Below are 12,347 nucleotides of genomic sequence, written 5' to 3' on the forward strand. Positions count from 1 at the left end.
AATTAGTGGTGTCATTATATAAAGCTTTAGACGAACATTTTAAAATTATGGAATTAAAATCGGTGGTACATTCATTGGTGGATTAAATTCAATGGCCTCCCCATTTTCTTCGCCATCTTCCTCATTGTTTTCAGGCTCTGTTTCTTCATAATTCCCTTTTGGAAATTGGGCACTAGAAGCTCGGTTGTCAGTAAAGACGGTTTTCCCTATATTTAGAGAACCAATCGTACTAATTGAATTTACTCTAATGTTTCTAATGTTGATTTGCATAGGATTTTAGTCCTTTCCATAAAAATTAAATCTGTGCCTGAGCTTGGTCTTGAACATCAGGGTCATTTGTTAAATTGGCATTATTAAATTGTAAAGGTGAGAAGTTAGCATCGCCTGGCTGTAAATAACCAACGTTTGATTTCAGGTTACCTTGGAAGCCTTTCAAGATGGAGTTACCGAAATTTACTGAAGCGTTTGCTGATAAGTTATTCATTCTAATTCCAACGATATTATTCATGTGGGTTAAAAACATAATTACCTCCTAAAGTTTATATTTGAGCTTGAACTTGATCTTGTACGTCAGGATCATTTGTAAGGTTTGCATTATTAAATTGTAAAGGTGAGAAATTCGCATCACCAGCTTGGGCGTAGCCGACATTCATCTTAATATTTGCTTGGTGCCCTTTATGCACGACGTTACCAAAATTTATAGAGGCATTAGAAGAAGCGCTGTTAATTCTGATCCCAAGGATATTGTTCATATGTGTCAACATAAACATCCTCCCATTTTTTGTCCTATACACTTATCGTATGTATTAAAGAGGATGATGACACAGAAAATATAAAACTATTCATAGTAGAAAATAGCCCAAAATTATGACAAAAACCCAATAGATGAATAGAAATATAATGTAATGAATTGAATTTAATTTAGGAGGTTTTTTTTACAGTGAAAATCCATATTACCAAAAGGGGAGAAACCCTATACCAAGTGGCTGACAGATACAAAGTCGATGTCAATGTATTGTATGGGCATAATCAACACATTAGTGACCCACACAATCTTCAAGACGGAATGCAATTAACAATTCCCTCTTTAGTAGGACTAGAGGGCATCATGGATGATAGTTCTGATTGTAAAGGAAATGTTTGCGCATTTGTTTCGGATGAGCCGGTTAAATATAATAAACTAAACATAAAACATTGGCCATCTCAAGATTACTCACAACCAATTTATGGAACACATTATCATGAGAAGGATTTTTCACAGGTAGAAATTTATCCACAGTATCCACACTATCCACAGCACCCGCAATCACCTATACCTGTTCAGCAACAACATCGTTATCCGCAAGAAATGTACCACTATCAACAACCAACCAACTGGAATTACTAAGGAACCGCTCGGCTAAACGTCAACAATGCAGTTAAAAGGTCAATTAATGGTAGTTCTAATTTTATATTAATGAGAAAAGCTAGTTTCCTATACTTATAGGTAATTAGCTTTTTTCTGTGAGATTATTTTCGGTCGAGTTCTTGAGCGAGCCTTTTATACAGGAACTGGATAACAGAGAAGCGAAAGAACTCGCCGATATTCTCAAGCAGGGTTGAGATCGGAAAATCATGAATGTTTCGTATTGGAAAAAAGTTGTTGAAAATAGTCAAGAAGGAATGATGAGCGAGAAAGCTTTTTTTGATATAATAACCGAATGAGGATATGAGTTAAAAAGGGGCTTATAAAAAATGCTTGAATACCATGAATGGAACCATGTATTTAAATTAGATCCTAATAAGGAGATTAGTGATCAACACTTAGAGAGAATATGTGAATCAGGAACTGACGGTTTGATTATCGGTGGTAGTGATGGCCTAACAGAAGATAACATTTTAGACCTACTGATGAGAATTAGACGTTACTCAGTACCATGTGCTTTGGAGGTCTCATCTATTGAAACAGTAACTCCTGGCTTCGATTACTATTTTATTCCTTCTGTGTTAAATAGTCGTTCCACAGCTTGGATCACTGGTCTACACCATCAGGCTGTTAAGGAATTTGGAGCAATTATGAACTGGGATGAGATTGTTATGGAGGGTTATTGTGTACTAAATCCAGAGAGTAAAGTCGCCAAGTTAACAGATGTCAACACAAACATTTCTAATGAAGATATCGTTGCTTACGCACAAATGGCAGAAAAAATGTTTAAGTTACCGATTTTCTACATCGAATACAGTGGTAAATATGGAGACGTCGAAGTTGTTAAGGCGGTAAGTGCGGTCCTTGAGACAACACAACTCTTTTATGGTGGTGGAATTACTAACTTAGAGCAAGCAAAAAAAATGGCTGATTACGCCAATACAATTGTTGTTGGGAATATTATCTATGAAGATATTGAGCAAGCGCTGTCTACAGTGAATATAAAAAAATAGTTTATCAATAAATCATTTCAACTAGACTTTTACATTGATGTTAATAGTACGGTATAATAAAATAAAAGCAGAACATACGTTTTGGTGGTGAGGGTAATAATGAATGTACAAGCGATATTAAATGGATTAAATACTGAACAAAGAGCAGCGGTACAACATACTGACGGTGCCCTATTAATTATGGCCGGAGCAGGCTCTGGAAAGACCAGAGTACTTACGAATCGGATTGCATATCTCATAGGGGAAAAAGAGGTTGCCCCATGGTCAATTTTAGCGATTACATTTACGAATAAAGCAGCAAAAGAAATGAAAGAACGTGTAAAAAAAATTACCGGACCAATTGCAGAGGATATTTGGATATCGACGTTTCACTCAATGTGTGTCCGAATTCTTAGAAGAGATATCGACAGAATTGGGGTAAAGCGAAACTTCACGATTCTTGATCCTGGAGATCAGTTATCGGTCATTAAGCAAATCTTGAAACAAAAAAATATTGACTCAAAGAAGTTTGAACCAAGAAGCTTATTAGGGAGCATTAGCAGTGCTAAAAATGAGTTAAAAACAGTAAAGGACTATCTGAAAATTGCCAAAGGTCCGTATGAATCAACGGTTGCTGATGTCTATGAGGCGTATCAGAAAGAACTCCGTAAAAACCATGCCTTAGATTTCGATGATCTGATCATGACTACGATACAACTGTTTACACAAGTCCCTGAAGTTCTAGAGTTCTATCAACGTAAATTCCAATATATTCACGTTGATGAGTATCAGGATACGAATAGAGCCCAATACATGTTAGTAAAAATGTTAGCAGCGCGCTATAAAAACATTTGTGTCGTTGGTGATTCAGATCAATCAATTTACGGTTGGCGCGGTGCCGATATTTCCAATATATTATCGTTTGAAAATGACTATCCGAAGTCGACAACGATTATGTTAGAGCAAAATTATCGTTCAACAAAGACAATTTTGCGGGCGGCGAACGAAGTCATTAATAATAACTTTAATCGCAAACCGAAAAATTTATGGACAGAAAATCAGTCAGGTGACAATATTGCTTGTTTTATTGGCGATACTGAGCATGATGAAGCTTACTTCGTCGTTGGGAAAATTAAGGAATTGATGAAGGAACATGATTATAAACTAACAGATATGGCTATCTTGTATCGAACAAATGCACAATCGCGTGTCATTGAGGAATTATTAGTTAAATCAAACATCAACTATAACATTGTTGGCGGGACAAAGTTCTATGACCGTAAAGAAATTAAAGATCTATTAGCTTATTTACGAGTGGTAGCAAACCCTGATGATGATATTTCATTACGCAGAATTATTAATGTTCCTAAACGAGGGATTGGTGCAACTACTGTAGACAGAATTGCGGAGTTTGCGGCTTCTCAAGGGATTTCGATCTATCAAGCATTACATGAAGTTGAGCAAATGGGCTTAGCAAAAGGTACGACAAATAAGCTGATTGAATTTATCGACCAAATGCGTGGCTGGGTTCAGTTAGAGGAATATTTATCAGTGACAGAGCTTGTTGAGGAATTACTCGATAAAACTGGTTATCGCGATATGTTGAAAAATGAAAAAACAATTGAAGCACAAAGTCGCCTCGAAAATATTGATGAATTCTTGTCGGTCACAAATGAGTTTGAAAATAAGAACGATGATAAGTCGTTAGTGTCGTTTTTAACAGACTTAGCACTTGTTGCTGATATCGACAAAGTTGATGAAGATGAAAACGAGCAAAAGGATTCAGAACGAGTGTTATTAATGACCCTCCATTCAGCAAAAGGCTTAGAGTTTCCTGTCGTCTTTTTAATCGGTATGGAAGAAGGCGTCTTTCCGCATAGCCGATCTCTGTTTGAGGAAGAAGAGATGGAAGAAGAAAGAAGGCTTGCATATGTAGGAATTACCCGTGCTGAACAGCGGTTGTATTTATCTTGTGCAAAAATGCGGACACTATTTGGACGAACGAATACAAACCCGCAATCGCGTTTTATTAAGGAAATTCCAAGTGAAGTTCTTGATTCGCTCAACGAAGAAAAAGAAGCGCCTGCGTGGGCGAGAACTTCACGCCAAGCGTCTACGCCTACTAGTGGCGTTGGCTTTGCTGCTGGACAACGACAAAGAATGTCGACAACGACAAGACCACAAATGACAACAACAGGTGGAGATCAATTTACTTGGCAAGTTGGCGATAAAGCTGAACATAAAAAATGGGGCATCGGGACAGTTGTTAGCATAAAAGGTTCCGTTGAAAATGTAGAGCTAGATATTGCCTTTCCTCAACCTATTGGAATTAAACGTCTAGCCGCTAAATTTGCGCCAATAAAGAAAGTATAAGTTAAGAACGTAAATGAAGTTGAATAATCCGAAGTATTTGACCATTTACCAATTTCATTTACAAGGTAGAAAGGACGAAAAAAATGGATCGTATTGCAGCTGAAAAAAGAAGTGCTGAGTTAAGGGAGAAGCTTGAAGAATACGGTTATCACTATTATGTTTTAGACAATCCGATTGTCTCAGATGCTGAGTTTGATAAATTAATGCAAGAGCTAATAAAGTTAGAAAGTGACTTTCCGGAGCTTGTAACTGAAGATTCACCTTCAGTTCGTATCGGTGGAAACCCGCTCCCACACTTTGAGAAAGTTCAGCACGAGATACCAATGTTAAGCTTAGGTAACGCCTTTAATGAACAAGATCTGCGTGATTTTGATCGCAGGGTAACAGAGGCTGTTGGCGGACCTGTAGCATACGCTTGCGAGTTGAAAATTGATGGACTTGCAGTGTCGTTGAAATATGAAAACGGTCGGTTTATCCTTGGTGCAACAAGAGGCGACGGGACAACTGGTGAAAATATTACAAATAATTTAAAAACGGTTCGATCGATTCCTATGAAATTAAAAGAGGCTGTAGATATTGAGGTTCGTGGCGAAGCGTTTATGCCAAAACAATCATTTGAAAAGTTAAATGAAATAAAGCGAGAAGCAGAAGAAGAACCATTCGCAAATCCAAGAAATGCTGCTGCAGGTTCGCTAAGACAATTGGATCCAAAGATTGCTGCGAAACGAAACTTGGATATTTTCCTTTATGCAGTCGCCCAAATTAAAGACAAAGTTTTACCAACTCATACAGCAGCACTCCAATATATGAGTGATCTCGGGCTAAAAACAAACAAAGAAGCAAAGCATTGCAAAAATATTGATGAAGTAATCGGATATGTGGATAGTTGGTTAGAGAAACGTCCACATCTCGCTTATGAAATTGATGGAATTGTTATTAAAGTGGATTCCCTTGAAGCACAAAAAAAATTAGGTTTTACAGCAAAAAGTCCAAGGTGGGCGATTGCATATAAATTCCCGGCTGAAGAGGTTGTTACAACTCTTGAAGGAATTGAGTTGAGTGTTGGCCGTACCGGAGTAGTCACTCCAACAGCCTTATTGACACCTGTTCAAGTTGCAGGTACAACGGTGAAGCGAGCATCACTGCATAATGAAGACTTAATTCGTCAAAAGGATATTAAGATTGGTGACCAAGTCGTTATAAAAAAAGCAGGAGACATCATTCCCGAAGTTGTGAATGTCCTTGAAGAGTTACGGACTGGTAAAGAACAAGACTTCCACATGCCGACACATTGTCCAGCATGTGAAAGTGAGCTTGTCCGCCTAGAAACGGAAGTGGCTCTACGATGTATTAACCCTAAATGTCCTGCTCAAATTCGTGAAGGTTTAATCCACTATGTCTCTAGGAATGCGATGAATATTGATGGCCTCGGCGAAAGAGTCATTACACAACTATTTGATCATGGACTAATCAAAGATGTTGCCGATATTTATAAGCTACAAAAAAGCGAGCTTCTAAGCCTTGAAAGAATGGGCGAAAAATCAGTTGATAACTTGATAGGTGCAATTGAAGCTTCGAAAGAAAATTCATTAGAAAAGCTTTTGTTTGGCCTTGGAATTCGTTTTGTTGGAGCGAAAGCCGCAAAAACATTAGCACAGTACTATGAAACAATTGACGCTCTTCAACAGGCTTCAGAAGAAGAATTGAAATCAATAAATGAAATTGGTGTAAAAATGGCCGAGTCGGTCGTCCGCTATTTTAATACACCTGTTGTTTCCGAGCTAATAAATGAGTTGAAAGCTTCTGGAGTTAACACCGAATTTAAAGGGCAAAAGCTAGCAATTACTAGCGATTCAATATTTACAAACAAAGTGATCGTTTTAACTGGTAAGTTAGAGATCTTGTCAAGAGAAGAAGCGAAAGAGAAGATTGAAGCATTTGGTGGAAAAGTGACAGGAAGTGTAAGTGCCAAAACTGACCTATTAATTGCTGGGGAAAAGGCAGGCTCTAAGCTGACAAAAGCAGAAAGCCTAGGAATTGAAGTTTGGAATGAAGAAAAATTAATCGAGGAACTAAATAAATATTAACGGTTAGACAGTTTAAGCTGGTTTCCGTTACTAATGTTTTACTGGAGGAGGGTTGTCATGAAACGTATAATAAGTCCTATACTACTAGCTACAATGGTATTATCAGGCTGCATCGGAATTATTGAAAAAGAAGAAGAGATAATTGTCATTGAAGAAACGGAAGATAACGACCAGGTAATTGTCAGCCCAAACTTGAATACGCCTGAGAACTATTATCGAACAGTTTTGCATGAAGGGGATTATCGACAAAGTGAAGCAAGAGGATTAGTAGCAGCCGCTATTAGTAATCGAATCGATATTAATCAACTAGAGATTGGCTTAATGGAGTTAGCTCAGACAAGATTTCCTCCAGATCAATATTACTTTCAAGAAGGTCAGCATTTAGAGGGGAAATTAATACAGAGCTGGTTGCGTAAGTATGATGAAGATAAAGCTCGTGAAGGATTAAATCCAGCCTTGCCAGAACGCGAATACCCACCTTTAACAGCTGAAAAAGCACAGCTTTCAGATAGTGCTCGTGCAGAAAGGGTGCGATATGAAAGAGAGCTCCATGAGGCATCACCATCATATTTATCACATATAATGGAGCATAACTATTTAAAGGATTCCGGTGATGGTAATATTGAGCTTGGTGGTTTAGTTTTAGGTATTTCATTAAATACTATTTACAACTTTAGTATTCTGGATGAACTAGGGCGTTCCTACCCATTTGAAGTAGCTTTAGAAGAAGATAAAATTATTGAGGTAGGAAAACAAATTGCGATTGAGGTTTTAAATCGCGTTCGTGAAAGAGATAACTTGGCTAATGTGCCGATTATGATCGCCTTGTATAAAGAAGAAAGGCGCCAAGCAATTGTGCCTGGAACATTTATCGCTTTAACAGTAATTGAACCTGGTAAGCGAATTGAACGTTGGGAAACTGTTAATGAAGCGCATTACTTCTTCCCTTCGAGGGATGCAACAACTGACTATCGCGAAGATGCCAATCGATTTGCTAGCTTTAAACAAGATATAGATGGTTTTTTTGATAACTATGTAGGTCTTGTTGGAAAAGGTCGTTACAAAAACAATCAGTTACAAGAATTGACAGTAGATATTAATCTACAAACCAATGGAAAAGCTGAAGTGATTGCACTGACCCAGTACATTACCGATCGTCTTAAAAAGCACTTTCCAGCAGAATTGACAGTACAAATTTATATAACCTCACTAGAAGGTGCGGAAAGTGTCATCGTAAGGCACGCAAATGAACAGCCGTTTGTTCATATTTACCGGTAGATTATTAAGCATAGTTCTGTTTTCGTGGAGAATATAAGAATATCAAAAGTAGAGGCTATCCCAAAGCAAAGTATCAGTCACCTCGCCTACTATAAATGGATTTTGTGCTATACACTTCTATTCTATAGTATAACTTCGAGGTGCTCTGACACTTATGGGACAGCCTCTTTTCTAATTATCTAATATTAACCTTCCTAAGGTCACTTGAGCTTTTTGTATAGTATTCTGATATTTCTGTATATTTGTGAAACTTTTACAGAACTGATTCGTACATATGTTATGAAGGGCACTTTCACGATCTCAAAAATATATTTATGAGAGGATGATTGGATGCAAGAACGATGGGTAAATAAACTTCTCGATGAAAAGTACTATGCTGGTTTTTGGACGCGAATTATTGGGGTGTTTTATGACATTATCACATTGTCCGTTGCCTTAGTTGTGGTCGGAACAATCACTACAAGGTGGATGTTTGGCCAAACCCAAGCTCCCGATTTAAATGATATGGTATTAGTTCGTCAATATATGTGGGAGCATGAGATTCATTTGTTTGTCATTAACTGGCTTGTATTAGCAACAGTAGCTATTCTAATTCAATTTGTCTTTCCGACTATTTCTAGACAAACAGTTGGGATGAAGATGCTGGGACTCTATTTACGTGATGAGCATGCCAAAGAAATTAGTAAACGGCAATATCTAAAACGAGAGTTGATGAAATTATACTTGTTTCCGACAATTGTATTTTCCTTACAAAATCGGAAGCGGCCATTATACGATGAAAAGTCAAAAACGTATTTATTGAAATAGAGGGGTGAAAGCAATGTCTATCTTCCAAAAAAGTCTTTATGGCATCGCAACTCTATTTTCACTTTTCTTATACCTCACGTTCGTTTTTCCACACGATTTCTCAGGATCCCTTGAAAACCACATGCTCATTCAAGGATTGATTTTTTTGCTTATATTACTGTTCCCAATGGTTATTGCTTGGCTATTTGTAACAAGGGGGAAAGTGGCTTTCTTTATTTCACTCCCTTTTTATTTACTTGGTTTATTTTTCTTATATCGGGGCTTCTATCTAACGGGGCAATTTTCAATGATAGATTACCTATTTCAAAGAATTCAAAGTGTGAGTGGAAATGAAACTTCAAGAAGTGTATCAGGATTATTTATAGGTATAGAAAGTTTTCTCTTCTATATTTTTGTTAGCGAGTTTGGGATTTTATTAGGATATTTTTTATGTAAACCAATAAAAAAACATCAGTAGGTTTCACGGAAGCAATCTAATTTAGATATGCTTCTTTTTTTATCTCCTATTTTAGACAAGATTGCATCTAATACTTTTTATGAAGCAATGTATAAATGTGAGGTGTGAGGTCATTTTCCAAATTTATTTTAAAAAGTTCAACTTATTTAAATTTATTACATTGAATATATATGCCTATATAGCATTGATAGCGTTTAATATAGCTTACCGAACGAATTTATATACATAAAAAAAATAATGGTATAATATTATGAATGTTCTAACTTTAATTATGTGTTATATTTTCAAGTGCTTACCTATAAGTATAAATTATTAGTAAAGAATGAATTTTCACTTAAATGCATAAAGGTGAATAAAGTTTGTTAGACGAAAGGTTAGGAGAGAATGGGGGTGGAAATATGGAGCACGCATTAACAGCTGCAACATGGTTTTGGTTGTTCATTCCGATGCCATTATTGATTGTCATATCTATTGTCACTTATTTTATTGAAGGGAGAGAGTAAAAAATGGTTAATATGGAACCTGCAACGTTAATTACATTTATAATTTATTTAGTAGGAATGCTAGCCATTGGGGTTATTGCATATCGGATGACTAGCAATCTATCAGACTATGTTTTAGGAGGGAGAAGGTTAGGAGGAGGTGTCGCTGCATTAAGTGCTGGGGCCTCTGATATGAGTAGCTGGCTTTTATTAGGGTTACCAGGTTACGCCTATGTAGCCGGGATGGAAGCAATATGGATTTCTGTTGGTTTAGCAGTAGGTGCTTATTTAAACTGGCAGTTCGTGGCAACACGTCTCCGTAAATATACAGAAATTGCTGGAGACTCGATTACAGTTCCAGATTTTTTAGAAAATCGTTTCAGAGATAAATCTAAGGCATTAAGAGTGATTTCTGCATTTGTAATCTTAATTTTCTTTGCTTTCTATACTTCATCAGGTCTTGTTGGTGGAGCGAAGTTATTTGAAGCGTCATTTGGGTTTAGTTATACACAAGCTTTATGGATTGGTGCGATCGTCATTATATCCTATACATTTTTAGGAGGATTTTTAGCCGTAAGTTGGACTGACTTTTTCCAAGGGATCTTAATGTTTATAGCGTTAATACTTGTTCCAATTGTCGCTATTTCTGAAATGGGTGGTTGGAGCGAAACTGTTAATGCAGTAGGGAATGTTAACCCGGAGTTTTTAGATGTATTTAATGGTGTAACGGCATTAGGGATTATATCTTTAGCTGCATGGGGCTTAGGTTACTTCGGGCAACCGCATATTATTACACGTTTTATGGCAGTTAAATCCTCAAAGGAAATTCCAAAAGCAAGATTAGTAGGTATGACTTGGATGGTTCTAGCTTTAATGGGAGCGATCTTCACTGGTTTTGTAGGGATTGCATACTTTTCAGCGAATGGACCTGCAGATGCCATTGCCGACGGTGCTCACGAAACGGTGTTCATCCTGTTTACACAATTATTATTTAACCCGTGGGTATCAGGGTTTTTACTAGCAGCCATTCTAGCAGCTATTATGAGTACAATTGATTCGCAGTTACTTGTATCATCAAGTGCAATTACAGAAGACTTCTATAAAGCGATTTTCAGAAAGAATGCTAGTCAAACAGAATTAGTGTGGGTAGGAAGATCAGGGGTTATATTAATTGCGATTATAGCAATTGTCTTAGCATACGATCCAGATCGCTCGATACTTGAGCTAGTATCATATGCCTGGGCAGGCTTTGGTGCAGCCTTTGGTCCTGTCATTATTCTTGCATTGTTTTGGAGACGTATGACTCGTAATGGTGCGCTAGCAGGAATGGTTGTTGGTGCCGTGACGGTTGTCGTTTGGAAACTTTTATCGACACCACCAATTGACCCAGTTACTGAACAAAGCATGGCACAAGCCGATGCTGTTATTCCGTTTGCCCTTTATGAAATTGTTCCAGGTTTCATATTGGCTTGGCTTGCGATTATGGTTGTTAGTTTAGTTGGTAAAGAACCATCAAAAGAAATCTTAGAAGAATTTGATAGCGTAAAAACAAGTAAGATATAGTAACGGAAAATCAGTGGTTTTAACTGCCACTGATTTTTTTTGAAACTTATTTAGTAAATTTCCGTAAATAATAGGTGATTAAGGAATAAATTGCTTTTTATTGAAAAACATATTAAATTTAGGAGGGGTTTATTAATTTGAATTTTTCAAAAGGTTAAGTACAGAGTTTGATATTTTGCTTGAAAAAGTAAAAGATCACAAAAGATGTTAGACTTTTATGTTAAAAAAATCAGTATTAATAAGGGAGGTGCAAGTCGAAAAATAAAATATTTAAATTAGCTATAGGTTATGAAAAGACAACGGATGGAACTGTACTTGTATATTTAAGAACAAACTTCAAAATGAATGAGGGTAAAAAATGGAACTTTTCGGCTATTCTTTAGAGACAATCTATTTGATCACGCTTATTGTCAGTGGGAGCTTAACATTACTGTATATTTTATTTGGTGATTTAGTAGAAGGACTATTCGATGGACTCTCTGAAGGTCCTGTAAATCCAACAGTTATTTTAGCTTTTCTGACAATTTTTAGTGCGATGGCTTACTTAATGGAGAAGTTAACAGCTGTTCATAGTTTCATAATTATTATTTTCTCACTTATTACCGCTCTAATTTTAGTAACAATGTTAAATGTCTTCATCCTTATCCCCCTTTCAAAAGCTGAAGCAACGCTTGCTTATTCTGATGAAGATTTGAAGGGGCGAGTTGGAAAGGTGATTACATCAATACCGATTGATGGTTTTGGTGAAGTAATTATTCAAGGGTATGGCGGGACAATCGCCAAATCCGCAGTGAGTTTTGAGGAAGAAGCCATTCCTTATGACACGGATGTATTAGTAATTGAGGTTAAAAATGGGGTATTACATGTGGTTCCTCATGAAAAATTTAATTAAGTGGAGGTTAT

Annotated in this window: 12 protein-coding genes; 9 read left to right on the forward strand and 3 right to left on the reverse strand. The window is 36.8% G+C overall.

Annotated features, from left to right (window positions below; translation table 11 throughout):
• Window positions 1-45 precede the first annotated feature (45 nt).
• Genes ACK4M9_RS11335 through ACK4M9_RS11345 form a run of 3 tightly spaced genes read right to left on the reverse strand, consistent with a single transcriptional unit; the run spans window position 46 to window position 764 of the window.
• Window positions 46-270 (reverse strand): hypothetical protein, encoded by a 225-nt coding sequence (locus ACK4M9_RS11335; protein WP_409850458.1) that lies wholly within the window; start codon window positions 268-270, stop codon window positions 46-48.
• A gap of 25 nt (window positions 271-295) precedes the next feature.
• Entirely contained in the window at window positions 296-523 is a 228-nt protein-coding gene (locus ACK4M9_RS11340; RefSeq protein ID WP_409850460.1) for a spore germination protein, read from the reverse strand.
• A 16-nt stretch (window positions 524-539) separates the two neighbouring features.
• Window positions 540-764: a spore germination protein gene (locus ACK4M9_RS11345; protein WP_241657738.1), complete on the reverse strand. Its 225-nt coding sequence runs from the start codon at window positions 762-764 to the stop codon at window positions 540-542.
• A 176-nt stretch (window positions 765-940) separates the two neighbouring features.
• On the opposite strand from ACK4M9_RS11345, the gene ACK4M9_RS11350 reads away from it, so the two are divergent.
• The 9 genes from ACK4M9_RS11350 (at window position 941) to ACK4M9_RS11390 (ending at window position 12,336) form a co-directional block, all read left to right on the forward strand.
• Window positions 941-1,387, forward strand: a complete 447-nt coding sequence (locus tag ACK4M9_RS11350) for a LysM peptidoglycan-binding domain-containing protein (RefSeq protein WP_409850463.1) — start codon at window positions 941-943, stop codon at window positions 1,385-1,387.
• A gap of 347 nt (window positions 1,388-1,734) precedes the next feature.
• Window positions 1,735-2,418: a heptaprenylglyceryl phosphate synthase gene (pcrB, locus tag ACK4M9_RS11355; RefSeq protein WP_409850464.1), complete on the forward strand. Its 684-nt coding sequence runs from the start codon at window positions 1,735-1,737 to the stop codon at window positions 2,416-2,418.
• 99 nt (window positions 2,419-2,517) lie between these two features.
• Window positions 2,518-4,770 carry a DNA helicase PcrA gene (gene pcrA / locus ACK4M9_RS11360; RefSeq protein ID WP_409850466.1) on the forward strand — a complete coding sequence of 751 codons (2,253 nt, stop codon included), beginning with the start codon at window positions 2,518-2,520 and terminating at the stop codon, window positions 4,768-4,770.
• A gap of 83 nt (window positions 4,771-4,853) precedes the next feature.
• A complete protein-coding gene (ligA, locus tag ACK4M9_RS11365; protein ID WP_409850468.1) occupies window positions 4,854-6,857 on the forward strand; it encodes an NAD-dependent DNA ligase LigA in 2,004 nt (667 codons plus the stop codon).
• 57 nt (window positions 6,858-6,914) lie between these two features.
• A complete protein-coding gene (locus tag ACK4M9_RS11370; protein WP_409850470.1) occupies window positions 6,915-8,135 on the forward strand; it encodes a CamS family sex pheromone protein in 1,221 nt (406 codons plus the stop codon).
• A 330-nt stretch (window positions 8,136-8,465) separates the two neighbouring features.
• Window positions 8,466-8,942: an RDD family protein gene (locus ACK4M9_RS11375; RefSeq protein ID WP_409850472.1), complete on the forward strand. Its 477-nt coding sequence runs from the start codon at window positions 8,466-8,468 to the stop codon at window positions 8,940-8,942.
• Window positions 8,943-8,955: 13 nt separating this feature from the next.
• Complete coding sequence (locus ACK4M9_RS11380) at window positions 8,956-9,399, forward strand: hypothetical protein (protein WP_409850474.1); 444 nt, start codon at window positions 8,956-8,958, stop codon at window positions 9,397-9,399.
• 515 nt (window positions 9,400-9,914) lie between these two features.
• Window positions 9,915-11,444 carry a sodium/proline symporter PutP gene (putP, locus tag ACK4M9_RS11385; RefSeq protein WP_409850866.1) on the forward strand — a complete coding sequence of 510 codons (1,530 nt, stop codon included), beginning with the start codon at window positions 9,915-9,917 and terminating at the stop codon, window positions 11,442-11,444.
• A 358-nt stretch (window positions 11,445-11,802) separates the two neighbouring features.
• Window positions 11,803-12,336, forward strand: coding sequence for an NfeD family protein (locus ACK4M9_RS11390; RefSeq protein ID WP_409850476.1), 534 nt, complete (start codon window positions 11,803-11,805; stop codon window positions 12,334-12,336).
• The last annotated feature ends 11 nt before the right edge of the window (window positions 12,337-12,347 follow it).

It is taken from the genome of Anaerobacillus sp. (assembly GCF_046314235.1).
Lineage (GTDB): Bacteria > Bacillota > Bacilli > Bacillales > Anaerobacillaceae > Anaerobacillus.

Excerpts from the sequence above, each read along its gene's own strand:
- ACK4M9_RS11335 (WP_409850458.1), bottom strand. The coding sequence starts at position 270 with ATGCAAATCAACATTAGAAACATTAGAGTAAATTCAATTAGTACGATT.
- ACK4M9_RS11340 (WP_409850460.1), bottom strand. The coding sequence starts at position 523 with ATGTTTTTAACCCACATGAATAATATCGTTGGAATTAGAATGAATAAC.
- ACK4M9_RS11345 (WP_241657738.1), bottom strand. The coding sequence starts at position 764 with ATGTTGACACATATGAACAATATCCTTGGGATCAGAATTAACAGCGCT.
- pcrB (WP_409850464.1), top strand. The coding sequence starts at position 1,735 with ATGCTTGAATACCATGAATGGAACCATGTATTTAAATTAGATCCTAAT.
- pcrA (WP_409850466.1), top strand. The coding sequence starts at position 2,518 with ATGAATGTACAAGCGATATTAAATGGATTAAATACTGAACAAAGAGCA.
- ligA (WP_409850468.1), top strand. The coding sequence starts at position 4,854 with ATGGATCGTATTGCAGCTGAAAAAAGAAGTGCTGAGTTAAGGGAGAAG.
- ACK4M9_RS11370 (WP_409850470.1), top strand. The coding sequence starts at position 6,915 with ATGAAACGTATAATAAGTCCTATACTACTAGCTACAATGGTATTATCA.
- ACK4M9_RS11375 (WP_409850472.1), top strand. The coding sequence starts at position 8,466 with ATGCAAGAACGATGGGTAAATAAACTTCTCGATGAAAAGTACTATGCT.
- ACK4M9_RS11380 (WP_409850474.1), top strand. The coding sequence starts at position 8,956 with ATGTCTATCTTCCAAAAAAGTCTTTATGGCATCGCAACTCTATTTTCA.
- putP (WP_409850866.1), top strand. The coding sequence starts at position 9,915 with ATGGAACCTGCAACGTTAATTACATTTATAATTTATTTAGTAGGAATG.
- ACK4M9_RS11390 (WP_409850476.1), top strand. The coding sequence starts at position 11,803 with ATGGAACTTTTCGGCTATTCTTTAGAGACAATCTATTTGATCACGCTT.